We start from the raw sequence: 25,595 nt of genomic DNA, 5'->3' as shown, positions 1-25,595 counted from the left end.
TCGGTGACTGCTCTTCACCTTCGGGGTATCGGTCTGCCCGATGCCCGGCCGGTCGAATTGTGGATCGTCGACGGGCTGATTTCCTTCGAGCCGGTGTCCGGTGCGGAGACGATCGTCGAATCGGGTTGGATCACACCGGGTCTCGTGGATGCGCACTGTCACGTCGGTATCCGTTACGGCGGTGGCGGTGGCGAGACCGTCGACGGCTTGCTGGGGCAGGCGCAGACCGAACGTGACGCGGGCGTGCTGTTGCTTCGTGACGCCGGATCACCGGTCGACACCAGGTTCATCGACGAGCGTCTCGATTTGCCGAGGATCATTCGGGCAGGTCAGCACATTGCGGCACCCAAGCGATACATCCCGGGCCTGCCGGTCGATCTGGACGACGAATCTCAGTTGCCGGCCGAAGTCGTGCGTCAGGCACGCGCCGGTGACGGTTGGGTCAAGCTCGTCGGGGACTGGATCGATCGTTCCATCGGCGACCTCGCCCCGTTGTGGAGTGACGAGATTCTGGTCGAGGCCATCGCCGCCGCTCATGCCGAAGGCGCACAGGTCACCGCTCACGTTTTTGCCGAAGGCGCTCTACCCGGACTGATCAACGCCGGTATCGACTGCATCGAGCACGGGACCGGACTGACGGACGCGACCATCGAATCGATGGTCGCTCACGGCACGGTCCTGGTTCCGACGCTGATCAACATCGCTACTTTCCCCGAGATCGCGGATTCTGCCACGCGGTATCCGACCTACGCGGCGCACATGCGGGATCTGCACGCTCGTCGGCACCAAACCATCGGTGCCGCTCACGACGCGGGGATTCCGATCTATGCCGGAACGGATGCCGGCGGTTCGATCAGACACGGACGGATCGCCGACGAGGTCGCCGAACTCCAGGTTGCCGGTCTGACAGCACACCAGGCGTTGGGTGCAGCCTGCTGGGATGCACGGAGTTGGTTGGGCGCTCAGGGCATCGAAGAAGGAGCGCCCGCCGACCTGGTGGTGTTCGCCGAAGATCCGCGCGGAAACCCCGCTGTGCTCGCGAAGCCGACGCGTGTGATCCTCCGCGGCACCCCCGTGAGTGGTTAGGGAGTCCCTGCACTCCCCGAACGCGCACAGGGTGGTTTCCGAACGAGCCCACCCATCTGGCACAATGGACCATTGTTCGTCGCAACCGGTTACGTACCGCTGCGACGGTCACAGGATAGAGGCAAAACCGGGCTCACAAATCGTGTGGGTCGCTGAATTGCACGTGACATGCGCAGCACTGTTGTGCGCGCTGAAGGAGAACTGCAGCTGTGGCTGTCAAAATCAAGCTCACCCGCCTCGGCAAGATCCGCAACGCTCAGTACCGCGTTGTCATCGCCGACTCGCGTACCCGTCGTGACGGCCGTGCGATCGAGACCATCGGCAAGTACCACCCCAAGGAAGAGCCCTCGCTGATCGACATCGATTCCGAGCGCGCTCAGTACTGGCTGTCCGTGGGCGCACAGCCCACCGAGCCCGTCGAGGCACTCCTCAAGATCACCGGTGACTGGCAGAAGTTCAAGGGCCTGCCGGGCACCGAAGGCACCCTGCGTGTCAAGGAAGCCAAGCCCACCAAGCTCGAGCTCTTCCAGGCTGCACTCGCGCAGGCCGAGAACGAGCCGGTTGCTGAAGCAATCACCCCCAAGAAGAAGAAGGCTGCAAAGGCTGACGAGGCCAAGGCAGAAGACACCGCGGCTGACGCCGAGGCTCCCGCTGCAGACGCCGAGGCTGCTGACAAGTGAGTGCCGTCGTCGCTGATGCGGTAGAGCATCTCGTGCGTGGCATCGTCGCCAATCCCGACGATGTTCGTGTCGAGCTGATCACCGGACGTCGGGGACGGACCGTCGAGGTGCACGTGCACCCTGACGATCTCGGCAAGGTCATCGGTCGGGGTGGTCGCACGGCGACCGCTCTGCGGACCTTGGTCTCCGGCATCGGTGGCCGCGGTATCCGTGTTGATGTCGTCGACACCGATCAGTAGACGGCAGTAAACAGGTGGAACTCGTAGTCGGTCGTGTCGCGAAGTCGCATGGCATCAAAGGTGAATTGGTTGTCGAGGTTCGTACAGACGAGCCCGAAGATCGTTTTGCCGTAGGTTCCGTGCTGCGTGGGCGTAAGCCGCGCGAGTCCACACTGAAGTCGTACACAGTGGAAGCCGCCCGGGATCATTCCGGGCGGCTTCTGCTGCGCCTCGAAGGCGTCAGTGACCGTGGCGACGCAGATGCGTTGCGCGGCACACTGTTTGTGATCGACAGTTCCGAACTCGAGCCTTCGGATGATCCGGACGAGTTCTACGATCACGAACTCGAAGGACTGAAGGTCGTCCTCACGGACGGCACCGAGATCGGTTCGGTCATCGAGGTATTGCATTCCGCCGCAGGCGAATTGCTTTCGATTCGCCGCGCCGGTGAGACGTCCGGTGAATTGCTGATCCCGTTTGTCGCAGCCATCGTCACCTCGGTGTCGATCGCCGACGGCGTTGTGGTGATCGAGCCCCCCGAGGGACTGCTCGATCCGGACTTCGGTGACAAGTCGAACAGCGACAATTCGAACGCCGACAGCGACTGATCGCTTGTCATGCGTCTCGATGTAGTCACCATCTTTCCCGAGTATCTCGAACCGCTTCGTGCTGCCTTGCTGGGCAAGGCAATCGAACGTGGCTTGATCTCGGTCGACGTCCACGATCTGCGGTCGTGGACCCATGACGTGCACAAAGCCGTCGACGATTCTCCGTACGGCGGCGGACCCGGCATGGTCATGAAACCGACCGTCTGGGGCCCGGCCTTGGACGACGTGATCGGACGAGCAGATACTGACGGCCCGGATGACGCCGAGACGATTCTGGTGGTGCCCACTCCTGCCGGCGTCCCGTTCACTCAGGCGACCGCGCACCGCTGGTCTACCGCAAAGCATCTTGTCTTCGCCTGCGGCCGATACGAAGGAATCGATCAACGAGTTTTCGACGACGCAGCCAAGCGGGTTCGCGTCGAAGAAGTCAGCATCGGCGACTACGTACTGATCGGCGGTGAAGCTGCCGTGCTGGTGATGGTCGAGGCTGTTGTTCGACTGATGCCCGGCGTTCTCGGCAATCAGCATTCACACCAAGAAGATTCGTTTTCCGACGGACTCCTCGAAGGACCCAGTTACACGCGTCCGGCCGTGTGGCGCGACCTCGAGGTTCCTCCTGTTCTGCTGTCCGGTGATCACGCAAAGATCAAGGCTTGGCGCCGTGAGCAGTCGCTGCAGCGCACGGCCGAGCGTCGACCGGATCTGCTCCCTTAGGTATTTCGCTTCAACCAGGTGATGCTCGCGCCGTCACTCAGCGATTCGGTTGCAGTCGGTGTGAACAGTGTCGGCTCGAAGTTGCCTCTGATCATCGGTATACCAGCGCCTGCGACAACCGGATACCTCTTGACGACCAATTCGTCGATCTCCGGTAGCAGTTCGCCGGCGAGAGTTCCGCCGCCGCAGAGCCAGATGTCTTGTCCTTCCTCCTCTTTGAGGGATTTGGCCAGCGCCAGGGGATCAGCGCGGACGAGGGTGATCGCAGGATCCTCGGTGTCGGGGAGCGTCGTGGAGACGACGAACTGACGCAGATGTGCGAAGGGGCTGCTCACCCCGGCGGACAGTCCGGGCTCGTAGGAACCGCGACCCATGATGACGGTGTCGAAGACCTTGTTGGGTACGCCCTCCACTCCGAGGGAAGGCCGCACGTGCGTTGGCACGGTGTCGGGATACCGATCGCATATCCAGGCAGTGATCTGATCGGATACCGGGTAGAAGTCGAATTCGCCGCCGGGTCCCGCGATGTAGCCGTCGAGCGATGCTCCCACGTAGTACACAAGCTTTCGCATGAAGTGCTCCGTTCGTAGTACTCTATTTGTAGTGGTTTAACCTAGGGTCGTGTCTGGAGTGATGTCAAGTGCGAAAGAACCCGGAACGTCGGCTTGCCCTGATCGACGCGGCAATCGAGGTGTTGGCGCGAGAGGGCGCTCGAGGCTTGACCTTTCGAGCCGTCGACAGTCAGGCAGCTGTGCCGAACGGGACTGCGTCGAACTACTTTTCCAATCGCGACGACCTACTGACACAAGCCGGTGGCCGGATCTACGAGCGACTGATTCCGGACGACCTCGAGGGACTGATCGATCCCGTCAACGGCACCGATCGTGAGCGTCTGGTGACGCTCATGCTCGAAGTGGTCGAGCGGGTCACCTCGTTCGGAACGGGTTTCCTTGCGCTCATGGAGTTGCGCCTGGAGGCGACGCGTCGACCAGACCTGCGTGCGGTACTGACGGTCCGCATCCGAGAGGACTTCGATCTGAACGTAGCCAATCATCTGGCGTCGGGCGTGCCCGGTGATGCGATGACCGTTCGCCTGCTCTACATGTCGTTGAACTGGCTCGCCCTGGATCGACTCACATTACCGAACCTGTTCGGAGAGGAAGACATTCGAACGATCGTCGAGGCGGCAGTGGATCGAGCGCTACCTCGCGAGTCGTAGAAGGTCAGTGCCGCTCCGTAGGTTTGCGGCGGAATGAGAAGTATCGATGACCGAAGAAACTCACACCGGCAACGATCAGCATGACAACGGCCTGAGCGGGGAGCGGCGGGGCATGCAGAATCGAAACTGCGAGTGTTCCGAGAATCAGATTCAGCACGAGGCCACCGGAATTGACGACGATGAACGCGCCCAGGTCGCGGGCAACATGTCCGCGAACGCGGAAAACCAGAGTCCGATGCAGAACAAAGGCGATGAGGACGCTGATGGAGTACGCGCCGATCACTGCCACCTGATACAGATTCTTGTTGTCGAGGATCAATGACCACATCACGAAGAGCACGTAGCCGATCGCCGTATTGGCCACTCCGACAATGGCAAACGCAATGGGTTGATGCTTGACCACCCGCAGCAGTGGGCCGGGGTTCTCGGTTGATGCGACGTCTTCGGTCATGAAGACTCGGTGTGCACGTCGCTGATCCGGTCCTTGCGTCGCGTGCGCAGATACATCCACTCGAGCACCCCGAGTCCGAGGATTCCGGCGACCATGGAGGCGCCGCCGACCTTCCATCCCGGGGGACGCCACGTCAGGACAAGTTCCGCGTCTTTCGTGCCGGCTGGAACGTCCACGGTGACAAAGGACTTCGCGACGACGTCGATCGGGACAGGCTGACCGTCGATGCTCGCCCGATATCCGGGCCAGCCGAGCCGTGCGAACACAACCTTGCCGCCGGTCTCCGAACTGACACGAAGGGTGCTCGACATGTTTGATTCCGCGATCGACGTAGCCTCGACGCCGTGGGCATCGGCGATGCGTCCGTTGCGTGTCGAAACGGGGCCGTCGACGCGTTCGAGTACCGAGATGTAGTTTTCGTGGCCTGGGTAGTCGACCCATTTCCATCCGTCGGGAGCCGGATTCTTGCGTGCTTCGGGGTAGAGGGCGTTTTGCAGTACGACGCGGTCCACGTTCATCAGATCGACGATGGTGCTGCCAGTGGTGGGTTCGACGGTGAATGCGCGTCGGAAGGCGTCGGGGCACACGCTCATGTCCCAGCGCATGCAGAGCAGGTCACCGAAGTAGAAGTGCCCGTTGGGGGTGTAGCCGCTGGTGTAGGTCAGCTCGAGGTCTTTGGGGTAGTTGCCGAAGGCGAGGGAACCGTACGCTCCGTCGAGTGTTCGCTCGCCGGGGCCGATGAGCGCGCGGTCGCCCAGTTGTAGTGTCGTGCCTTCGAAGTCGGGGAAGGCTTCCTTCATCTCCGAGCGGGATTCGGGCAGGTTCCAGCTCATCGGGGTTGGTTGTGCTGCTCGAACCTGGGCGTAAGCGATGGGGGAGACGGCGACGATCGCTACGAGGCATGCGAATGCAGTGCCTTTGGTACGGCCGAGCCACACCATGGCGGCGCCGAGAGCAGCGACGGCGACGGCTGAGATCACATGCCATTTCGCGAGCCCCGGGGCCGCCGAGGCGGACCGAATCAGAAGCAGGCCCACGAGGATTCCCGCCGCGGCGCAGCGCCCGCGCAACTTGTCGGTCGTGGCGTAACGCCCGAGCAGAATGCACACCAGAAGCAGAAGGCCGATGGCCACCATCGGAAGCACGCGTGCGGGCCACCGCAGCGGGCCGATCGTGCTCGGCCCGGCCGTCCACATGAGGACGGCGACGGTGAAGATCCCGACGGCGGTCAATTCGCGTGCCGCGGCGCGTGCCTTGCCCCAGTCGATGAAAGCCAGCGCCGGAATGAGGAACCAGGCGATGTAGACCATGGGCATGGTCTGGATGTATCCCCACCACGAGGTGAACGCAGGCATGGTGCTCGGCAGGCTCGCGTTCAGCGATTCCGACCACGGAACGGCAAGGAATGCGTCGTTCTTGACCTCGGATGCACCGCGCCAGGTGACGTCGGCGGTGAGCAGGCTCGGCAGATACGTCGCGAGCCCGGCCAGAGCCGCACATGCGGACACCGCCAGAAGCCGCAGCGACGGCAGCCAACGCCGCTGATAGACAACTTCGCCGATTGCGACCGCGCCGATCATCAAGCCGGATTCGACTGCGGGGAAAACATATTGGACCGACATCGCGAGATACAAGAACACGAAGGTCGGGATCGGACCGCTCTTACCCCGGGCGTAGCGGATCGCCGACGCCCACGCCTGAACCATCCATGCAGTGCCGGTGAAGGCAGTCATCCAACTGGCCGAGTCGAAGAAAAGCAGGAAACCGGTGAACGGAATGGAGACGCCGGCGACCGCAGCCCACGTGGGCTTCGAACCGTACTCGAGACAGATCCGATAGACGCCCAGCGCAAGGATGATCGCGAAAATCAACTTCACGATCGTCGCGTACAACGCCAAGTTGTCGAAGGACGGCGCGATCAGGTCGATCAGGAGTTGCGGTGGATTGAGAAGGCCCGCTTCCTCGATCGCGTAGTTGCCCGCCATCCAGTTCTCGGGGACGAGTACCGGGAGGTGTCCTTCTCGCAGACTGCGGCCGAGCATGACCCACAGCGGTGCGTACTGGGACTCGGTGTCGTCCGTATAGAAGTGACGAGCATTCGCGAGCACCACGGCCAGGTAACCGGCGATGACACCGACCGCCGTGACGGCGCCCCACTTGTACACATCGGCCCGGGCGAGAGTGCGAGTTTCCACCACGAGTTCCAGACCTTAACAGGGCAGGTGGGGCGTACGGAGACGCGAGCGCGTCACGCGCCGCCGGCATCCGAAGTCAAGACATCTTTGCGTGTTAAAGTTCGCGACGGTGTGGGCCCGATCGTGCCTGTCTCTCGGCGCCAGTCGATCCCCCTGAAGGGAGTGGAAGCGAGTGCACTCGATTTCCGTCGTAGTGCCCGTTTATCAGGGCGAAAAGACGATCACAGCGCTCGTCGAGGAGTTGGACGCCCTGGGCGCACCGAGTGCGACGCCTGGTGGTGCGCTGTTCTCCGTCGACGAGATCGTGCTGGTCCACGACAACGGCCCGGACCGCTCCGACGTCGTGTTACTCGAATTGGAGCGCCGTTTCGAGCAGGTGCGTGTCGTGTGGCTCAGCCGCAACTACGGCCAGGACGCGGCGACCATCGCCGGCATGGCCGCGGCAACTGGCCAGTGGATCGTGACGATGGACGAGGACGGCCAGCACGACCCGGTGCACATCGGGGCTTTCCTCGACACCGCGCTGACGGAGCGATCCGATCTCGTGTATTCCAAACCCACGAACACCCGTCCGCACGGATTTTTGCGGAATCTGACCTCGCGCGGCGCCAAGATCGTCTTGGCGACGGTGTTCGCGTTCCCTGATTCGACGAGATTCGAAAGTTACCGCCTGATCCGCGGTGACATCGGTCGACAGTTGGCCGGCGTCGCCGCCAACGGCGTGTATCTGGACGTCGCGCTGACGTGGGTTGTCGGCAACACCGCCACGGCACCGGTGACACTTCGAGCCGAAGGCCGCGAGGAATCCGGATACAACTATCGCCGTTTGTTCTCGTTGTTCTGGAAGATGGTGTTGTGTAGCGGAACCCGCGGTCTGCGGCTGGTCAGTCTGCTCGGAGTCACACTGGCGTCGGCCGGTGTGATCATGGCCGCGGTGATCTTCATCCAGGCCATGACCGGCGACAACAACGACCCCGAAGGATGGGCGTCGATCATCATGGCGCTGCTGGTCTGTTCAGGTGCGATCCTGTTCTCGCTCGGGCTGATCGCCGAATACCTCGGTGTGGCACTGCACGTCCTCGTCGGAAAGCCGCTGTATCTGACTGTCGATTCACCGCGGCCGGGAACCTCGATCGATCGGCGTACTCGTGAGCACTGATCGAATCATCTTTTCCCGCCCCTATCGGGCCTCGAACGAATTGTCGAATCTGGCAACGGTTCTGGAGTCCGATCACATTCACGGTGACGGGCGTTTCACCAAGTCCGCGACTGCAGCCATCAAAACGATCACCGGATCCACGCATGCCCTGCTGACCACCTCGTGCACGCACGCACTCGAATTGGGTGCCCTGCTGCTCGAATTGGGCCCGGGCGACGAGGTGATCGTTCCGAGCTTCGCGTTCAGTTCGGCGGCAACCGCCGTCGCGTTGCGCGGGGCCACTGTTGTTTTCGTCGACATCGATCCGAGTACCGGCAACATCGATCCGGCGTGCGTCGCGGCGGCGATCACCGAACACACAAAAGCAGTACTCGTCATGCATTACGGCGGAGTCGCCGCCGACATGGAACCTCTACTCGACCTCGCGGATCGCCACGGCGTCGCGTTGATCGAAGACAACGCTCACGGGCTCGGCGGAAAGTGGCGCGGGCGTGCGCTCGGCACCATCGGAACAATCGGTACGCAAAGTTTTCACGACACCAAGAACGTCCATTGCGGCGAGGGTGGCGCGCTGTTGCTCTCCGACGATCAGTTGATGACTCGCGCCGAAATCATCCGTGAAAAGGGGACCGACCGTGCGCGTTTCCTACGCGGACAGGTCGACAAATATTCGTGGCAGGACATCGGGTCGAGCTATCTGCCCAGTGAACTCAATGCCGCCGTCCTCGACGCACAACTCTCCGAGTTCGACGCGATTCAGGCGGCCAGACATCGCGTCTGGGATGCCTACAGCGTGGGTCTGGGCGAGTGGGCGTCCGCGAACGATGTCGCGCCCATGGCGGTGCCCGAAGATCGCGAGCACACCGCGCACCTGTTCTATCTCAAGATGTCGACCGAAGAGAGCCGTGACGGCTTGATTCGGCATCTTGCCGCCGACGGGATCGTGGCGCCCTTCCACTACATTCCGTTGGATACGAGTGCGGCTGGTGTGCGTTACGGACGAACGCCGGAGCCGTGCGTGCGTAGTGCCGAGTTCTCGGCGTCGATCCTTCGACTGCCCCTGTGGCCGATGCTCACGTCCGAACAGCAGGAGCGGGTCATCAGTTCGGTGCTCGAGTACAACCAAGACTGAGTTCGAACAGACTCTCGTGGACCGAATCAGGGTCCGGAAGCTTCGGGCATCACCGAATCCGTGGTCGTGGATGCTGCCGCCCAGTCGTCGATGCTTCCGCTCGGGAAGAGGATTTGTGTGACGCCGGTGACCGTGTCGCGTGCGTGCAGTGCACTTTCGTCGTCGACAGCATCGGTGAACGAAGTGTCGGGATAGAAGCTGTCCTCGTCCGTGTACTGGACGTCTTCTCGCGAACCGATCGCGATGATGTATCGGTTGTCGTCACCGACGATGCCGGTGGACAGGTGTATCCACTTGTCCTCGACACAGCACATCCAGCCTTGTTTGACTCCGATGACCGGCTCGCCGAACAGGGCCTCGGGCAGTCCGAACCTCTGGTCGTAACCGTCGGTTCCTTCTGGAGTGGATTGCCGCAGGTACTCGACGAACTGGTCGACCCGTTCGGGTCCGAGTTGGTCGGAGTCGTCGAGGACGGCGTTGTAGAAGGTGACCAGGTCACGGGTCGTGGTCTCGGTGTTCCACCACATTCCGTCCCACGGCGGCGTCGTCGCGGTCAGTGCGTAACGCTCGGCGACGCGGGTGATCACCTCTTGGCCGCCGACCTCGTCCCACAGGAGGTTGGCTGCGGTGTCGTCGGAGGATTCGAGCATCGCCGCTATGAGGGTGCGGTCGTCGTCTGTGATCGGCCGCTCGCCTCGCGCGTCCTGATGAAGTAGATCCTCTGCGATGAATAGCTTTGCCACCGAGGCGGTTTCGATCTGTTGGTCGCCTGACACATCGAGGTACTTGTCCGAGGAGCGGTCGAGGATGGCGATGGAGACGTCCGCGCCGCGCCCGAGCGCCGCCACCTGAGCTTGCGCCAGTCGACCGTCGAGAGTCTCCGCGACCGGAACATTGGTGTCGGGGAAGGCGGGGGTCTGCATCGAATCATCCGGGTTCTGTCCGCCGCTGCATGACGCCGCAAAAGTAACTGCGGCCGCCATTGCGGCAATCCGGACGTACCGCGTACTCATCTGTTTCCCCCGGTAGCCCTGACACGGCACTGTTGCCGATCTTCTTGTCTCAGGATAGCGGTAGGGTCGGATCTCGTGATTCTCAAGACCGTGAACCAGCGCATTGCCGAGGAACTCGACGTCCGCGAAGGCCAGGTTGCAGCAGCAGTCGACCTTCTCGACGGCGGAGCCACGGTGCCCTTCATCGCCCGGTACCGCAAGGAAGTCACCGGCACGCTCGACGACGCTCAGTTGCGACTCCTGGACGAGCGGCTGCGGTATCTCCGCGAGCTCGACGACCGTCGTGACGCCGTGCTCACGGAGATCGACTCTCAGGGCAAACTGGACGATCAATTGCGTGGTCAGATCATGCTGGCCGAGACAAAAGCGCGGTTGGAGGACATTTACCTTCCCTTCAAGCCGAAGCGTCGTACCAAGGCGCAGATCGCCCGTGAGGCCGGCCACGAACCCGTCGCGGATGCCCTTATCGGCGACTCCACCACCGATCCCGCGCAGTATTCGGACGAGCAACTCGACGGAGCCCGGTCGATCCTCGTGGAGCGCTTCGCCGAGGACGCCGATCTGGTCGGCGAATTGCGCGAGCTGATGTGGAGTCGCGGCCAGGTCGTCTCCTCAGTCCGCAAGGGCAAGGAATCCGATGGCTCGAAGTTTGCTGACTACTTCGAGTTCTCCGAACCGTTCTCCAAATTGCCTTCGCATCGCATCCTCGCCGTCCTGCGCGGAGAGAAGGAAGAAGTGCTGTCGGTGAACATGGCCGCCGACACCGAAGAGCTCGCGCCGGGGGAGCGCACGGTCTACGAAGGCCGCATCGCGTCGCGGTTCGAGATCGCCGACCGTGGCCGTGCCGCGGACGGGTGGCTACTCGACACCGTGAGGTGGGCGTGGAAGACGAAGTTCGCGGTCACGCTCGGTATCGACACCCGGATGCGTCTGCGACAGTCGGCCGAAAAGGATGCCGTCGACGTCTTCGCCACCAACCTCAAGGATCTACTCCTCGCGGCCCCCGCCGGCGCACGACCCACCATGGGGCTCGACCCCGGATTCCGCACAGGAACCAAAGTTGCCGTTGTCGACGGAACCGGCAAAGTTGTTGCCTACGAGACGATTTACCCACACCAGCCGCAGAACAAATGGGACGCTGCTCTCGCGACGCTTGCCGGGCTTGTCACCAAGTACGGCGTGGAACTGATCGCTATCGGCAACGGCACGGCTTCACGCGAGACCGACACGCTCGCTACCGAACTGATCAAGAAGACCGGTGCGCCCAACCTGACCAAGATCGTCGTGTCCGAGGCAGGCGCATCGGTGTACTCGGCTTCGGCCTATGCGTCGCAGGAACTTCCCGACCTCGACGTCTCGATTCGCGGTGCGGTGTCCATCGCGCGTCGCCTGCAGGATCCGTTGGCGGAGTTGGTGAAGATCGATCCCAAGTCCATCGGCGTCGGTCAGTACCAGCACGACATCACCGAATCGCTGCTCTCACGTTCCCTCGACGCCGTCGTCGAAGATGCCGTCAACTCGGTCGGCGTCGACGTCAACACTGCATCCGTGCCGCTGCTCGCTCGGGTGTCCGGAATTGCAGGCTCCCTCGCGGAGAGCATCGTCGCGCATCGGGACCAGAACGGTCCGTTCAAATCCCGCAAGGGCCTCAAGGACGTCTCACGATTGGGCCCCAAGGCATTCGAGCAGTGTGCCGGCTTCCTGCGGATCACTGACGGTGACGACCCCCTCGACGCGTCGAGTGTCCACCCGGAGGCGTATCCGGTGGTTCGCAAGATCGTCGCGAGTGCCGGCGGGGACGTGCGCTCCGTGATCGGAAACTCGCAGGCACTTCGATCGGTCAAGGCGTCCGACTACGTCGACGAGCGATTCGGCCTGCCGACCGTCACCGACATCATCTCCGAGTTGGAAAAGCCTGGACGAGATCCGCGACCCGAGTTCAAGACCGCGACTTTTGCCGCAGGCATCGAAAAGGTCGCCCACCTCAAGCCCGGTATGACGCTCGAAGGTGTGGTCACCAACGTCGCGGCCTTCGGCGCCTTCGTCGACATCGGGGTTCATCAGGACGGTCTGGTTCACGTCTCGGCTATGTCGCACAACTTCGTCAAGGATCCGCGAGAGGTCGTCAAGTCGGGTGACGTCGTCAAGGTGAAGGTTCTCGAAGTGGACGAGGCGCGCCAACGCATCGGGCTGACGCTCCGACTCGACGACGAGGTGGGCGCTCCCCGCAAGTCCGAAGGCCCGCGAGGTGGGCAACCCCAGCGACAGGGCCAGCCTCCACGTCAGGGTCAGGGCCAGGGCCAGCAGCGAGGTGGCGGAGGGCGACAGGGTGGACGCGAGTCGCGTCCGGACAACCGCACGCCCGTCGCAGGATCGATGGCCGACGCGCTGCGCAAGGCCGGATTCGGCAAGTAAAGCCGTACGCCGGGTTTTCGAAGTCCGTATCGTCACAATCGAGTCGGTTCGCGGTATGAATCCGATCAGGGTCGGATCATGAATTCGGTGAAGGGAGGACAGTGATGCGGGAGTGGCTCGAGCGAGAGATCATCGCCCATGGCCGATTGCCGCTGCTGTTCTTCCTTCTCGGGTTCCTGTCCGCCTTCCTTTTCATCCGCCTGAGCGTCCGGATGATCCGCGCGAAGGTGAAATGGTGGCCGGGCAACATCGCGCCAGGCGGTCAGCACGTGCATCACGTCGTATTCGGTGTGATCGCCATGATGATCTCCGGTGGTGCGCTGATTGCGGTCTACGTCGACGGTTCGCAGACCACCGGTGCCGTACTGGCCGCGATCTTCGGTATGGGTGCGGCATTGGTGCTCGACGAGTTTGCACTGATCTTCTACCTGAAGGACGTGTACTGGTCCGAGCAAGGTCGGACCTCGGTTGACGCGGTCTTCGTCGCGATAGCCGTGACCGGTCTGGTGCTGTTGGGTTTCCGCCCGCTCGAACTGCTGGACGTCGCCGGATTCCGTGAAGAACGAGATCCGTGGATCAAGTTGGTCTTCGTTTTTTTCGCGTTGATCAACTTCGCCTTGGCCGCCATCGTGATTCTCAAGGGGAAGATCTGGACGGGCCTCGTGGGCCTGTTCGTCTTTCCGTTGCTGGTAATCGGCGCGCTTCGCCTGAGCCGGCCGGGTGCGCCGTGGGCACGTTGGCGATACACGCGCAAGCCGAAACGGATGAACCGCGCTCTCGAGCGTGAACGGAAATGGCGTCGGCCCGTCATCCGCGCCAAGATCTACGTACAGGATCTCATTGCCGGATCGCCGAGCGTCGAACATGCCATGACGGCGGCCGAGCAGGAATTGGACCACACCATCCACGCGGCTCCGCCACCACCGATTTCCCCACTGGTGTCCGCGTCTGGCACAATGGACGGGTTGCCTGGACCAGGCAGCAGCACTTGATCTGGGCACGAACCAGACGAGCGCCGTTTCGGGAGACTGAAACGCGTGCCGCTCGGTTCCTCTGCTCCTGCGAAATACAAGGATGACATATGAACACCCTGGACTTCCTGGACAAAAAGTCGCTCCGCGACGACATCCCCGAGTTCCGTCCCGGCGACACGCTCAACGTGAACGTCAAGGTTATCGAAGGCTCCAAGGAGCGCGTGCAGGTCTTCAAGGGCGTCGTTATTCGTCGCCAGGGCGGCGGCGTTCGCGAGACCTTCACCGTCCGTAAGGTCTCCTTCGGCGTCGGCGTCGAGCGCACCTTCCCGGTTCACAGCCCCACGCTGGCCTCCATCGAGGTTCTGACCCGCGGTGACGTCCGTCGCGCCAAGCTGTACTACCTCCGTGAGCTTCGTGGCAAGAAGGCGAAGATCAAGGAAAAGCGCTGATCTTTCCGATGAGCCCGGCACCGCGCACGCGCGGTGTCGGGCTAATCTGGTTTCTGTGGCAGATTCTTCGAAGGAGCAGGCATTGTCGTCCGGACCCGAGAATCACGAGGGATCAAGCGGTTCCGAGGAACCGACCTCACATCGGCCGCAGAAGAAACAGCGATCGTTCCTGCGAGAACTCCCTGTTCTGATCGGCGTTGCGCTGGTACTCAGCATCGTTCTTCAGGCATTTGTCTTCAGAGTTTTTCTCATCCCATCCGAGTCGATGGAACCGACACTGCACGGCTGTGCGGGATGTACCGGTGACCGCATCGTGGTGGAGAAAATCGGATACCGCTTCGGCGATCCGGAACCCGGCGACGTTGTCGTCTTCAAGGGACCCGATTCGTGGAACACGAAGTATGTGTCCAATCGGTCCGACAACGTTGTCGTCCGCGGCATTCAAGAGGTCGGTTCGTGGGTCGGCCTCGTCCCGCCCGACGAGAACGATTTGGTCAAGCGAGTGATCGCAACCGGCGGCCAGACCGTCGAATGCTGTGACGATCAGGGCCGAGTGCTGGTCGACGGCAAACCACTCGACGAGCCGTACATCAAGATGGACTTCCCGTTTACTCCGGGAACACAGACGTGTGACACCGAACTGAAGTCGGGGCGCTGCTTCGGACCGATCACCGTGCCCGAGGGACACGTATGGGTCATGGGTGACAACCGGAGTAATTCCGCCGATTCGCGCTACCACGTCGACGACGAGTTCCAGGGAACCGTCCCGGTCGACAACATCATCGGCCAAGCACGATTCATCGTCCTTCCCCCGTCGCGAATGGGCGGCGTCGATGCGCCTGATATTCAGGGCAATTGAGTTGTCGGACCGCACACATGGATTCGCGTAGTTCCGAGTAGGCAGAGACAGTGAGTAGTTGGCCCCCTCGCGTTGTCATTCGCAGATCGGCAGGTCTGCGGACGATGGAGTCTGCGTTGGCGCGAACCGGACTCGGTCCGGTCGCCGGCGTCGACGAAGCCGGTCGCGGAGCCTGCGCTGGTCCGCTCGTCATTGCAGCGTGTGTCCTGGCACCGAAACCGCAAGCGGCACTGGCGCGTCTGGACGATTCGAAGAAGCTGACCGAACGTGCTCGCGAGGAGCTTTTCCCAGCCATCAAGCGCTTGGCATTGGCGTGGAGTGTCATCGCTGTTCCCGCCGCGGAAGTCGACCAGATCGGTATCCACGTCGCGAACATCGAGGGGATGCGGCGAGCAGTTGCGGGCCTCGACCTCGAACCGGGCTACGTCCTCACCGACGGGTTCCGGGTTCCGGGTTTGACGGCTCCCTCGCTACCGGTCATCGGCGGTGACGGCGCCGCCGCATGTATCGCTGCGGCCAGCGTTCTCGCGAAGGTGACCCGAGATCGCGTGATGACCGAGATGGACAACACTCATCCCGGATACGGCTTCGCGATTCACAAGGGATACAGCACGCCCCTGCACATGGACGCTCTCGACGAGCTTGGGCCGTGCCCCGAGCATCGCATGACCTACGCCAACGTGGTGGCTGCGGGAGTCCGGTTGGAACAACGCGCAGGCCGTACGGGATGATGGAAGTTCAGACGAACTGGGAGGACTGGCTAAACCGATGAGTGCCGAGGATCTCGAGAAGTATGAAACCGAGATGGAGCTGTCGCTCTACCGCGAATACCGGGACATCGTCGGACAGTTCTCCTACGTCGTGGAGACCGAACGACGTTTCTACCTGGCCAACACGGTCGAGTTGCTGCCCCACAATTCAGACGGGGAGATCTACTTCGAACTGCGGATGTCCGACGCGTGGGTGTGGGACATGTACCGCCCGGCGCGATTCGTGAAGTACGTACGCGTCGTGACGTTCAAGGACGTCAACATCGAAGAGCTGGACAAGCCGGATCTGCGCCTTCCTGACTGACCTGTGCTTGCCTGACTGCTCGACAACGAAGTGCCCCGCCGATATCGGCGGGGCACTTCGTCTTTCGCGGAGTTGCGCGGGGTCAGTTGCCCTTGACGTTCACGATCTGACGCAGCGTGTGTCGAATCTCGACCAAGTCCTTCGCGTCGTCCATCACGACGTCGATGTCCTTGTAGGCACCCGGGATCTCGTCAAGGAACGCCGCGGAGCGCTTGTATTCGATTCCGACCATCGCCTTGTCGAGATCTTCGATGGTGAAGGTCTTGCGTGCCTGGTTACGTCCGTACACCCGGCCCGCGCCGTGGGGGCTGGACTTGAACGACGGCACGTTTCCCTTACCGATGACGACGTAACTCGCTGTCCCCATCGAACCGGGGATGAGCCCGGGAGTGCCCTCGTCGGCCTTGATCGCACCTTTGCGGCTCAGCCACACACCCCGGCCCATGTGGAATTCCTTCTGCGTGAAGTTGTGGTGGCAGTTGATCCGCTCGATCTCGTCGATGATCGTGCCGTCACCCATGAAGTGCGCGAAGTCCTTCACGACGCGGTCCATCATTTCCTCGCGGTTGAGCAGAGCGAAGTGCTGAGCCCAGTTCAGATCGGTGATGTACGAGTCGAATTCGGGTGTCTTCTCGATCAGGTAGGCAAGATCCGGATCGGGAAGGTTGATATACCACCGCTCGCACAAGTCCTTGGCGATCTTGATGTGATGCTGTGCGATCTTGTTTCCGATACCGCGGCTACCCGAGTGCAGGAACAGCCAGACGCCGTCGCTTTCGTCGAGCGTCACCTCGATGAAGTGGTTACCAGAACCCAGCGTTCCGAGCTGAAACCTCCAGTTGTTCTTGAACTTGTCGTAGAAGGGTAGACGATCGCCCGCCATGGTCTCGAGTTCTGCGATGCGGATTTGCGCCGTGTCGCTCAGCGTCTTGTTGTAGACACCCGCCGAGAGTGGAACGGAGCGTTCGATGCTGTGGCGAAGAATGCTCAGGTCGCGGCCTTGCAGGTCGCGTGCGTTGAACTGGGTTTTGACTGCGATCATTCCGCAGCCGATATCGACTCCGACGGCGGCGGGCATGATTGCGCCTTCCGTCGGAATGACCGAACCCACCGTCGCTCCCGCACCGAGGTGCGCATCCGGCATCAATGCCAGATGTGGACGGACAAAAGGCATCTGGGACGTACGCAGCGCTTGCTCGCGAGTATTCTCGTCGAGTATCGATGCCCAGTTCCACAGCCTCTTGGTGATCTTCTCCATCAGATTTCTCCCACATAGTTCACAGCCGAACCGATCGGTCCGGTGTGTCGTGCAGGAATGACCATGCGCTCCGTCAGTGGTTGTGTGCAACCCCTTTTCAGGTGCGCAGGCCGTCTGCGAGTTCGTAGATTCGTCCGACGTACTTCTCCTGGAAGGCTTTTCGGGCAGCATCTGCTTGGTGTCGTGCGCCCATCTGGGAGTAGAGGTACTCGAGATGAACCAAGCTCTCGCCGATGTCGACGCGTCGCTGGTCGAGAACCGTCAGCTCGTCGACCAGTCGAGCCAGATCTAACGCGGTGTCCGGTACCTCGTCCATGGTGATCCTCGATGTCCGTGAGTGCTTCCTGATTTCGAGGCTAGCACTCTTCGAACATATTTTCGATACCCGCCCTGTTGTTCACTTCGACAACGTGGCGGTCAGTTGGTCGATGGCATACGGAATGCTCAGGACGGTGTTGCCGGACATCGCCGCGCCGACTGGTGGGTTTGCGGTGTACCGCACGACTATCGAATTTCCGTTTTTCACAGCGGGTAGCCGCTGGTAGAGGGTGTTGCCGGCGAGGGCTTTCTCTCCCTCTGGGTCGGCCATCACGATCAAGCGGTCGACGGGCTCTAGGATGTCGTAGCGCTCGTTCGGAAGCCAGTCGCCGAACTGATCGCCGACGAATGCGTCGACCGTCGGGGGGAGGGTGAACCCGAGTGACGAGAGGAAGATGCCGCGTGGGTCGCGCGACGAGAACACGTATCCCTCGGGAGTGTCGAGGTTGACGATCGTTGCGGTTTGCCCGGCGAACTCCGGGTGCGCAGCGCGAGCAGCGGCAAATGCGTCTTCGGTTTCCGCGATCAGTTGCTGAGCTTGTGGTCCTTTGCCGAGGGCGCGCCCGGCCGTGAGCGTCATGTCGGTCCACGGCGTTGTGTACGCGTCGTAGTCCTTGCTCTGCGCGACAGTCGGCGCAATCGAGGTCAGCTTCTTGTAGTTTTCCGTGTCGATGTCGGCGTACAGCGCGAGGATCAGATCTGGTGCGAGGGAGGCGATTTGCTCGAAGTTGAAGTCTCCGCCGCTGTTGATGTAGGTCGGAGTCTTTCCCTTCCAGTAGTCCTTCGTCCAGGGCCAACTTTCATCCATGCCGGACCCCCACCATTCGGCCATGCCGACGGGTTCAACTCCCAAGGCAAGCAGTGGTTCGTGATCGGTGTACCCGAGTGTGACGACGCGCTGTGGTTCGGTGTCGATTGTCGTCGAACCCAGGGCGTGCTCGATCGTCACGGGGAATGCGTCGTTGCTCGGGGTCGCTGATGCGGTGTCGACGCCTTGCGAGGTTCCGCAGGCGGTCGAGAACCCGATGATCGCGGCCGTCGTGAGTAAGGCGGCGAGGATTCGGGTGCTGCGTGAGGGCACGTGCATGCTCCTTCGAAGTGGTGGGCGAGTGATCTGAGTTCCGCATGAAGTGCTGAACTGGTCTCGTCAGCAATAAAGTGAGGCTAACCTTTGAAGAATCGTCGGTCCATCCTTCCCGATGGACTCGGATACGCCCAGAAAGACGCCAAATGTCCACTATCGAGTACTCGACTCGCCCAAATTCCTTGTTAGCGCTGCCCGATAGTCGCAGACGGACATTTCAAGATTTTCAGGTTTACGCCAACGTCGTCGACGGCGTGACCGCGTACGGGGCTCACCGCCACCCGGAGCATCAGATCGCCTGGATGAGCGAAGGGACGATGCAGATCGCTGCCGGGGGCAATGTGTGGCACCTGCACAGCGAGCACTTGGTCTGGTTGCCGGGCACCGTCCTCCATGACATGACTCTTCTGACGGAGGGATGCATGATCGCGGCCTATGCGCGTCCGGATCTACGCCCTGCCGGGCCGCGGTGGACTCAGCCACTTGTTCTCGAAGTCGATGCTTTGTCTGCTCAACTGCTGCGGCATCTCGCCGATCGGACCATCGATGATGCTCGGCGATTGATGAGTCAGGAGTTGCTCTACGACATTCTTGCTGCGGCACCCGAACGGCACGATGTCCTCGCGGTTCCGCGCAACGCTGCGGCGAGTTCGGTTTCTACCCGGATCCTCGCAGATCCGGCAGACTCACGAACACTAGGGGAGTGGGCAGGCGAACTCGGGGTCAGTTCCAAAACCTTGATGCGCGCCTTTGTCGCCGATACCGGGATTACTTTCGGACAGTGGAGAACTCGTGCACGCATGTATGCGTCACTCGAGATGCTCGCGCGGGGTGAGGGCGTCAACGACGTTGCCCCGCAGGTGGGTTACCGAACCAGTAGTGGGTTCATCGCCGCATTCCGCGAAACTTTTGGTACGACGCCCGCCAGGTACGGCGCGAAAGCTGATGCAATGATTCGCTGAATTGGAAACCGACGCCGCACACGCGGAGACGAGAGTTGATAGATCTTGCTCGCGTCGACAGGCTAAAAGCTGAGGGTGGCAATCTCCCGTACACCCAGGCTGGCTTTGTGGAGGCTGAGCGTCGGCGTGGGCATCGGATTCGTCATTCAAGGCTGCGTCTAGAACATCGGTCAATCGCTTACGGGCAGCATTTCGACGGCGATTAGACAAAATTCAGAAATGTCCTCAGCGTGAGCGTTTTCCGGCAATCTGCGCAACCGTAGAAGCTGTAACACACAATGCTGCGCCAGACAGGAGGACAACCCAAAGCCCCCACCCGATCGATGGAGAAACGGTGGTGCGAAGAATTGTTGCTTCTACGTCGGACACGTTCATGGCGTCGATTATTCCGATCACGACCGTGATTGCGCCTACCGCTGGCGCGACCCACCGGTCTCCAAACTTTGCCTTTCCTCCTCTAGACAGAATAGTGAACAGTGCGATTGCTGCCACCGCGCCGAGAACGAGTGTTAGGACGCCGTCTCCGTCGACACCGGACTTTGAGAAGTTGAGAAATGTCACCCATGGACCGAGGCTTCCGACGACTATCCCGAAACATGCAAGCAAAGCTGCCACGATATTTGGCAGGTAGTTGGAAGGGAGGGGAGAGTCGGCCTGTACGAATCCAACCGGCGGTACACCTGCGAATCGCCACTCTGTCTCGTGTTCGGAATGGGGTTCGTAAGGTTGATCCGATTCTGGCGACGGTGCTTGGTGCTGAGCGAGCCAGTATTCCGGTGGTCGGGGCTCGTAGTTCGGTTGGTCAAATGGAGAGTTGGGTGGCTGCGTCACTTGAGAACCAACTTTCTGCTGTGTAAGCCGCTCAGTTTGTGGGTGAGTTGATTGCAACTTCAATCCGTCGGACAGACTATACAAGTGAAAGCTTCGCGGAGTTCTTATGGTTTCGGTCAGGGGTAAATTCGAAGAGTTGACTGTCTTTTCAGAGTTAGAAAATGTTCGCCAAGAGCCTGTCTGCTTACTTCGAACGAATCGTGAATAGATCTGGCGGGCGGAGCAGAGTCCCGGCGACGTTGACCGCCTGGGTGCTTCGCGTAGAATGCCTTTGCTTACGCCTATATTGACTCACTTTGCTTCCTGAGACCTTCCCTGCTGTCTTCGTGGGACGGGGTGTTTGCTTGTAGGGAATTCGACAACTAGGTAGTTCGAATTTATGGAGTTTAGTACAAAGCTGGAAGTTCCAGGTTTTCCTCGTCGGGCGAATTAGACCACAGCTGGATGTCGTGCGCTTCTCCTTTCAGTGTCGCAACACTGAACGTGATTGTTGGTTTTCAATTGCGGAACATGCCTCCAGAACGAGGAGATGGGCCGAGCTGCCAGCATGCGCTGGTGGCTCGGCCCATCTCCTATCCGAACTGGGTCAGCTCATGTTGCCGAGCACATTGCCCAGGACGCCGCTGATGACATTGGTCATCGAGCCCTGCGGGTCGGTCAGGGAGCCGAATACCTGGCCTGATCCGGAGTTGAGTGAGCCGAAGCCCATGTCTTCGAGGCTTCCGGCGCCCGCCTCGACGGGGTTCGGCTGCCGGATGGTGACACACACGCCCATCGGATTGATGTTCCAGTTTCCGCCCGCGAGCACAATGTTGGTGCCGGCGCCGCTGTCGAGCTGCGTGCCGACGACGGCGTTGTCGGGAACCTTGTAGGTGGTCTCCAAAGCGATGACGCCACCGCCCGCCGTGGTCCATCCGCCGCCCTTGGCGATTACGGAGTCATTGCCGACGACGACGGTCTTGGTGACGTCGTCCCACTTCTGGTCGCCGATAAGCCATTTGACGTTCAGGCGAGCCTTCACCAGCTGGAATCCCGCCGGATGGAAATCGCGGATCTCGTTGACGAGGGCTCCCGAACCGGAAACCTTGGTGATGTAGGTGACCGTCTGACCCGCTGCGACCTTGCCGTCGCCGACAACCTCCTTGCTGACGGTGTAGGGCGTCCAGACGGAGCCGGGCCAATCGTCGGTGACCGACTGGTTGAGCGCGCAGGCCGGCGCTGCTTGTGCCACCGAAGCGCCAAGTCCAACAGTGACGCCGGCGGCGAGGAGAACGAGGGAAGTGGTGGTGGCTACTGCGTGGCGTAGTGAGCGGCGGGCCATGTAGAACTCCATTCAGCGGGGTGCGTGACGGTTTGAGCAAAACTGTAACTAGTTCTACTGGACTTTCGTCCAATTTGTGGGGATTTCAGAAAATTGTCGGAGTGTGCGCCGTCGTTCATGTATTGCGCTGCCGAATTCCACAGGTTCCGAGTTGTCAACAGGTTGTTTTCGGGTGGCTTGGTTTTGTGGTGGTGGGTTGAGTGGTGGTTGGGACGCGTTTCGTATGGGGCGGGCGCGCGGTCGTGTGAGTGGTGGGGGCTGCGATGGCGAGGAATATGGCGTTGGGTGCTCGGGGCGAGGATGTGGCTGTCGAGTTCCTGATCGATGCGGGTTTGGAGATTGTCGAGCGTAATTGGCGTTGTCGGTACGGCGAGTTGGATGTGATTGCGACGTCCGGTGATCGGATTGTGTTCGTGGAGGTGAAGACTCGCTCTGGTGTCGGGTACGGGAGTCCGGCGGAGTCGGTGACGTTCGCGAAGCAGCGTCGGATTCGGGTTTTGGCGATGCAGTGGCTCACTGATTCGGGCCGGTCGTGGTCGAGGGTGCGTTTCGATGTGGTGGCGGTGTTGATCGGCCGCGACGGCGAGCCTTCGGTCGAGCATTTTGTGGACGCGTTCTGATGGCGTTGGGGCGGGCGCATTCTGTTGCGGTCAGTGGTGTGGACGGGCAGATCGTGGAGATCGAGGCGGATATCGGGCGCGGGTTGCCGGCGGTGCATTTGGTGGGGCTTCCGGATACGGCGTTGCACGAGTCGCGTGATCGGATTCGGGCGGCGGTGACCAATTCCGGTGAGGAGTGGCCGGACAGCAAGGTGATTTTGGCGTTGTCGCCGGCGACGTTGCCGAAGGTGGGCAGTGTTTACGATTTGGCTTTGTCGTTGTCGGTTCTCGATGCGGCGAAGAAGCTACCGCGAAAGTTGTTGCGGGAGACTGTCTTTTTGGGGGAGTTGGCGCTCGACGGTCGTTTGAGGACGGTGCGTGGTGTGTTACCTGCGGTGCTTGCGGCGAAGCGGGCGGGGTGGGGGACTGTCGTGGTTCCAGCCCGGGCGTTGGCAGAGGCGGGCTTGGTCAAGGGGATCGAAGTGCTGGGTGCCGATGATTTGTCTGCGGTGATCGGGTGGTTGCGCGGTGAGTTGGCGCTGGCTGTTCCTGATGTTTTCGAGCGTGCTGATGCGGTGGCGGTGCGGGATTTGAGTGAGGTTGTCGGGCAGACGGATGCTCGGTGGGCGATCGAGGTTGCGGCGGCGGGTGCGCATCATTTGATGTTGACGGGTCCGCCGGGGATCGGGAAAACAATGTTGGCGCAGAGGCTTCCGGGGATTCTTCCGCCGTTGACGGAGGGGGAGTCGTTGGAGGTGACGGCGATTCATTCGGTGGCGGGTGTGTTGCCGGAGGATCGGCCGTTGATCGATATGCCGCCTTTCATTGCGCCGCATCACAGTTCGTCGGTCAGCTCGTTGGTGGGTGGTGGTAGTGGGATGGCTCGTCCGGGTGCGGTCAGCCGGGCTCATCGCGGCGTGCTGTTCCTCGACGAATGTGCGGAGATCGGGGTGAAAGTGCTCGAAGCGCTACGCACGCCACTCGAAGACGGGGAAGTGCGAATCGCCAGACGGGACGGAGTGGCACGTTACCCAGCGCGATTCCAGCTCATCCTGGCCGCGAATCCGTGTCCGTGCGCGCCGCCCCGTGACGCGGATTGCGTCTGTGCACCCGCGGCACGTCGCCGATACCTGGGGAAATTGTCCGGCCCGTTGTTGGACCGAGTCGACATCAGGGTCCGGATGCAGGCCGTTGCAACCGGAGCGCTGATCGACGAAGTAGGGGAAAGCACCAGCGACGTTCGTGCGCGCGTGGCGGCAGCTCGAGACACTGCGGCCCAGCGGTGGAGTGAGTACGGGTGGCGGACCAACGCGGAGGTACCAGGGCCGGCGTTGAGACAGAAGTTCAGACTCTCGCGTGCGGCGCTGGCGCCGGTGGAACGGGCGCTACGTAAAGGGGTGATCACAGCTCGAGGGGCGGACCGAGCGTTGCGGGTTGCCTGGAGTGTCGCCGATCTGGCAGGTGAGGCGATGCCCGGACCAGATCAAGTTGTCACCGCACTCGACTTCCGCGACAGGGGATTCCAATGACTGCACACGACCCACGACTACTTGCCTGGGCATATCTGTCCCGCGTCGTGCAAGGGCCCAGCGCGTATATGTCCATGTTGATCGACGAGCTCGGGATCGAAGCAACTGCGAGGGCTGTCCGCAGCGGCGATCTGCCACCCGCGATCGAGGAGAAGACGCGAGCTCGCGCTCACATCGACACGGCCCAGCGAGACCTCGATCTGATGGAGGCGATGGGAGGCAGGCTCGTGACGCCGAACTGCGCCGATTGGCCGGCGTGGCGGATGCTCTCCTTCGACGGACTCGATGCCGCCGGCGGTGAGATCGCGCCATTTGTGTTGTGGGTGTTGGGGTCTGGGGATCTGGTAGATCTGACCGAGAGATCGGTTGGGATTGTCGGCACGCGGGCATCGACTGCGTACGGCGAACACGTGACGGCAGAGATTGCCGGTGATCTGGCTGTCGACGGATGGACCGTGACCTCGGGAGCGGCCTTCGGTATCGACGGGGCAGCGCACCGGGCTGCATTGGGCGTAGGGGGAACCACAATGGCCGTCTTGGCCTGTGGCGTGGATCGGGCGTATCCGTCGGGGCATGCGCGACTACTCAAGCAGATAGCGAATTCGGGTGCAGTGATAAGTGAGTATCCGCCGGGTACAACACCTGCAAAGTTTCGGTTCCTGGCGAGGAATCGACTGGTTGCTGCATTGTCGGACGGAGTAGTGGTGGTCGAGGCCGGATGGCGCAGTGGGGCACGCAATACCGCCAATTGGGCTCGAAAGCTAGGCCGTCCCGTCATGGCGGTGCCCGGACCGGTGACCTCGGCGTCGTCGACCGGATGCCACCGAATGATTCGCGAAGGTGAAGCCCAACTCGTCTCCAACGCCGTGGACGTAGTCGAAGCGTCGGGTCCGTTCGGTGTGGGTGATTGCGCGGAGGATGTCGCCGCGACGCGTGACATCGACGCATTGCGAGGCAATTCTCGATTGGTGTACGAAGCTTTGCCGGGAACAGGTTCCCGTAGTACCCGTGAGTTGTCCGAGGAATCGGGATTGCTCATGGCTCAGGTTCGTGCAACTCTTCCACTGCTCGAACTCGAGGGGTTTGCAAGTTCTGATTCGAGTGGTTGGTTTCGGACGCGGTAGCGCGAGAACTTCATTCTGCTCTTCCTGTGGGCGGGTGGCGATGCTGACTAACTGTTCCTGCGACAGCGAAACGTGAATACCCTCGCGATGCTGGTAATTGCACGTCAGGGCTGTTTTTCGAGAACTTGCTCGGCTGTGTGCAGCGTTATTCTCGACCCTGCTATACAGACGTGGCCGTGAATTTCAACGGGCCTCAGGAAAGTTTCAGGTCAATGTGCTGGGACGTCTGATTAGTCTGGATCACAGTGAAGGCGGGTATTGATTGGTATGTCGTTAACCCGCTGCTAATTCGGACCATTGAGTCTGTTCGGAAATGGCAGAGG

At 61.4% G+C, this 25,595-nt stretch carries 26 protein-coding genes; 18 read left to right on the top strand and 8 right to left on the bottom strand.

Going from position 1 to position 25,595, the window contains the following annotated elements; genetic code table 11:
- Nucleotides 1–3: 3 nt before the first annotated feature.
- From ACWF6P_RS29680 to trmD, 5 genes are all read left to right on the top strand, one after another.
- The gene (locus tag ACWF6P_RS29680) at nucleotides 4–1,086 is read left to right on the top strand and encodes an amidohydrolase family protein (RefSeq protein ID WP_452623432.1); all 1,083 of its coding nucleotides are present in this window, start codon (nucleotides 4–6) and stop codon (nucleotides 1,084–1,086) included.
- 209 nt (nucleotides 1,087–1,295) lie between these two features.
- Entirely contained in the window at nucleotides 1,296–1,766 is a 471-nt protein-coding gene (rpsP, locus tag ACWF6P_RS29675) for a 30S ribosomal protein S16 (protein WP_003942818.1), read from the top strand.
- Nucleotides 1,763–2,005 (top strand): RNA-binding protein, encoded by a 243-nt coding sequence (locus ACWF6P_RS29670; RefSeq protein WP_003939023.1) that lies wholly within the window; start codon nucleotides 1,763–1,765, stop codon nucleotides 2,003–2,005. Before rpsP ends, ACWF6P_RS29670 begins: the two co-directional genes overlap by 4 nt.
- Before the next feature lie 14 nt (nucleotides 2,006–2,019).
- The gene (gene rimM, locus ACWF6P_RS29665) at nucleotides 2,020–2,592 is read left to right on the top strand and encodes a ribosome maturation factor RimM (protein WP_050656639.1); all 573 of its coding nucleotides are present in this window, start codon (nucleotides 2,020–2,022) and stop codon (nucleotides 2,590–2,592) included.
- Nucleotides 2,593–2,601: 9 nt separating this feature from the next.
- Complete coding sequence (gene trmD, locus ACWF6P_RS29660) at nucleotides 2,602–3,306, top strand: tRNA (guanosine(37)-N1)-methyltransferase TrmD (protein ID WP_452623431.1); 705 nt, start codon at nucleotides 2,602–2,604, stop codon at nucleotides 3,304–3,306.
- Here the strand turns inward: trmD and ACWF6P_RS29655 are convergent.
- Nucleotides 3,303–3,878, bottom strand: a complete 576-nt coding sequence (locus tag ACWF6P_RS29655; RefSeq protein ID WP_452623430.1) for a dihydrofolate reductase family protein — start codon at nucleotides 3,876–3,878, stop codon at nucleotides 3,303–3,305. The genes trmD and ACWF6P_RS29655 overlap by 4 nt on opposite strands.
- Before the next feature lie 68 nt (nucleotides 3,879–3,946).
- On the opposite strand from ACWF6P_RS29655, the gene ACWF6P_RS29650 reads away from it, so the two are divergent.
- Complete coding sequence (locus ACWF6P_RS29650) at nucleotides 3,947–4,525, top strand: TetR/AcrR family transcriptional regulator (protein WP_378449548.1); 579 nt, start codon at nucleotides 3,947–3,949, stop codon at nucleotides 4,523–4,525.
- Nucleotides 4,526–4,529: 4 nt separating this feature from the next.
- Here the strand turns inward: ACWF6P_RS29650 and ACWF6P_RS29645 are convergent, their stop codons facing one another.
- The gene (locus tag ACWF6P_RS29645; protein ID WP_283303750.1) at nucleotides 4,530–4,976 is read right to left on the bottom strand and encodes a GtrA family protein; all 447 of its coding nucleotides are present in this window, start codon (nucleotides 4,974–4,976) and stop codon (nucleotides 4,530–4,532) included.
- Nucleotides 4,973–7,171 (bottom strand): hypothetical protein, encoded by a 2,199-nt coding sequence (locus ACWF6P_RS29640; RefSeq protein ID WP_452623429.1) that lies wholly within the window; start codon nucleotides 7,169–7,171, stop codon nucleotides 4,973–4,975. The genes ACWF6P_RS29645 and ACWF6P_RS29640 overlap by 4 nt, the downstream gene beginning before the upstream one ends.
- Before the next feature lie 172 nt (nucleotides 7,172–7,343).
- On the opposite strand from ACWF6P_RS29640, the gene ACWF6P_RS29635 reads away from it, so the two are divergent.
- Together ACWF6P_RS29635 and rffA are read left to right on the top strand one after the other, a co-directional pair.
- On the top strand, nucleotides 7,344–8,330 hold the full coding sequence (locus ACWF6P_RS29635) for a glycosyltransferase (RefSeq protein WP_452623428.1): 987 nt from the start codon (nucleotides 7,344–7,346) through the stop codon (nucleotides 8,328–8,330).
- Nucleotides 8,320–9,462, top strand: coding sequence for a dTDP-4-amino-4,6-dideoxygalactose transaminase (gene rffA / locus ACWF6P_RS29630; protein WP_452623427.1), 1,143 nt, complete (start codon nucleotides 8,320–8,322; stop codon nucleotides 9,460–9,462). Before ACWF6P_RS29635 ends, rffA begins: the two co-directional genes overlap by 11 nt.
- 26 nt (nucleotides 9,463–9,488) lie before the next feature.
- On the opposite strand, the gene ACWF6P_RS29625 is transcribed toward rffA, so the two are convergent.
- Complete coding sequence (locus ACWF6P_RS29625; RefSeq protein ID WP_452623426.1) at nucleotides 9,489–10,475, bottom strand: serine hydrolase; 987 nt, start codon at nucleotides 10,473–10,475, stop codon at nucleotides 9,489–9,491.
- Nucleotides 10,476–10,550: 75 nt separating this feature from the next.
- Between ACWF6P_RS29625 and ACWF6P_RS29620 the strand changes: the two genes are divergently transcribed.
- The 6 genes from ACWF6P_RS29620 to ACWF6P_RS29595 all read left to right on the top strand — a co-directional run bounded on the left by ACWF6P_RS29620 (nucleotide 10,551) and on the right by ACWF6P_RS29595 (nucleotide 16,246).
- Nucleotides 10,551–12,890 carry a Tex family protein gene (locus ACWF6P_RS29620; protein WP_452623425.1) on the top strand — a complete coding sequence of 780 codons (2,340 nt, stop codon included), beginning with the start codon at nucleotides 10,551–10,553 and terminating at the stop codon, nucleotides 12,888–12,890.
- Between the two features lie 104 nt (nucleotides 12,891–12,994).
- Entirely contained in the window at nucleotides 12,995–13,882 is an 888-nt protein-coding gene (locus tag ACWF6P_RS29615) for a hypothetical protein (RefSeq protein WP_378533783.1), read from the top strand.
- Nucleotides 13,883–13,971: 89 nt separating this feature from the next.
- Nucleotides 13,972–14,313 (top strand): 50S ribosomal protein L19, encoded by a 342-nt coding sequence (gene rplS, locus ACWF6P_RS29610; protein ID WP_003942791.1) that lies wholly within the window; start codon nucleotides 13,972–13,974, stop codon nucleotides 14,311–14,313.
- 55 nt (nucleotides 14,314–14,368) lie between these two features.
- The gene (gene lepB, locus ACWF6P_RS29605; RefSeq protein ID WP_452623424.1) at nucleotides 14,369–15,172 is read left to right on the top strand and encodes a signal peptidase I; all 804 of its coding nucleotides are present in this window, start codon (nucleotides 14,369–14,371) and stop codon (nucleotides 15,170–15,172) included.
- Between the two features lie 50 nt (nucleotides 15,173–15,222).
- The gene (locus tag ACWF6P_RS29600) at nucleotides 15,223–15,903 is read left to right on the top strand and encodes a ribonuclease HII (RefSeq protein ID WP_378631236.1); all 681 of its coding nucleotides are present in this window, start codon (nucleotides 15,223–15,225) and stop codon (nucleotides 15,901–15,903) included.
- A 37-nt stretch (nucleotides 15,904–15,940) separates the two neighbouring features.
- Complete coding sequence (locus tag ACWF6P_RS29595) at nucleotides 15,941–16,246, top strand: DUF2469 domain-containing protein (RefSeq protein ID WP_003942715.1); 306 nt, start codon at nucleotides 15,941–15,943, stop codon at nucleotides 16,244–16,246.
- Between the two features lie 82 nt (nucleotides 16,247–16,328).
- Here ACWF6P_RS29595 and ACWF6P_RS29590 read toward each other — a convergent pair whose 3' ends face one another.
- The 3 genes from ACWF6P_RS29590 to ACWF6P_RS29580 all read right to left on the bottom strand — a co-directional run bounded on the left by ACWF6P_RS29590 (nucleotide 16,329) and on the right by ACWF6P_RS29580 (nucleotide 18,909).
- The gene (locus ACWF6P_RS29590; RefSeq protein WP_452623423.1) at nucleotides 16,329–17,504 is read right to left on the bottom strand and encodes an RtcB family protein; all 1,176 of its coding nucleotides are present in this window, start codon (nucleotides 17,502–17,504) and stop codon (nucleotides 16,329–16,331) included.
- Between the two features lie 97 nt (nucleotides 17,505–17,601).
- Nucleotides 17,602–17,820 (bottom strand): hypothetical protein, encoded by a 219-nt coding sequence (locus tag ACWF6P_RS29585; RefSeq protein WP_452623422.1) that lies wholly within the window; start codon nucleotides 17,818–17,820, stop codon nucleotides 17,602–17,604.
- An 81-nt stretch (nucleotides 17,821–17,901) separates the two neighbouring features.
- The gene (locus tag ACWF6P_RS29580) at nucleotides 17,902–18,909 is read right to left on the bottom strand and encodes an iron-siderophore ABC transporter substrate-binding protein (protein WP_452623421.1); all 1,008 of its coding nucleotides are present in this window, start codon (nucleotides 18,907–18,909) and stop codon (nucleotides 17,902–17,904) included.
- A 143-nt stretch (nucleotides 18,910–19,052) separates the two neighbouring features.
- Here ACWF6P_RS29580 and ACWF6P_RS29575 point away from each other — a divergent pair, with 143 nt between their 5' ends.
- The gene (locus tag ACWF6P_RS29575) at nucleotides 19,053–19,868 is read left to right on the top strand and encodes an AraC family transcriptional regulator (RefSeq protein ID WP_452623420.1); all 816 of its coding nucleotides are present in this window, start codon (nucleotides 19,053–19,055) and stop codon (nucleotides 19,866–19,868) included.
- 1,417 nt (nucleotides 19,869–21,285) lie between these two features.
- Here the strand turns inward: ACWF6P_RS29575 and ACWF6P_RS29570 are convergent.
- Entirely contained in the window at nucleotides 21,286–22,020 is a 735-nt protein-coding gene (locus ACWF6P_RS29570; RefSeq protein WP_452623419.1) for a hypothetical protein, read from the bottom strand.
- A gap of 263 nt (nucleotides 22,021–22,283) precedes the next feature.
- Between ACWF6P_RS29570 and ACWF6P_RS29565 the strand changes: the two genes are divergently transcribed.
- Genes ACWF6P_RS29565 through dprA form a run of 3 tightly spaced genes read left to right on the top strand, consistent with a single transcriptional unit; the run spans nucleotide 22,284 to nucleotide 25,272 of the window.
- On the top strand, nucleotides 22,284–22,640 hold the full coding sequence (locus tag ACWF6P_RS29565) for a YraN family protein (RefSeq protein WP_378533771.1): 357 nt from the start codon (nucleotides 22,284–22,286) through the stop codon (nucleotides 22,638–22,640).
- Entirely contained in the window at nucleotides 22,640–24,148 is a 1,509-nt protein-coding gene (locus ACWF6P_RS29560) for a YifB family Mg chelatase-like AAA ATPase (RefSeq protein ID WP_452623418.1), read from the top strand. The genes ACWF6P_RS29565 and ACWF6P_RS29560 overlap by 1 nt, the downstream gene beginning before the upstream one ends.
- Entirely contained in the window at nucleotides 24,145–25,272 is a 1,128-nt protein-coding gene (gene dprA, locus ACWF6P_RS29555; protein WP_452623417.1) for a DNA-processing protein DprA, read from the top strand. The genes ACWF6P_RS29560 and dprA overlap by 4 nt, the downstream gene beginning before the upstream one ends.
- Nucleotides 25,273–25,595 lie beyond the last annotated feature (323 nt).

This window comes from Rhodococcus sp. NPDC055024, assembly GCF_053608585.1.
Note: the sequence above shows the minus strand (reverse complement) of the source record. Positions and strands in the feature narration are given on the sequence as shown.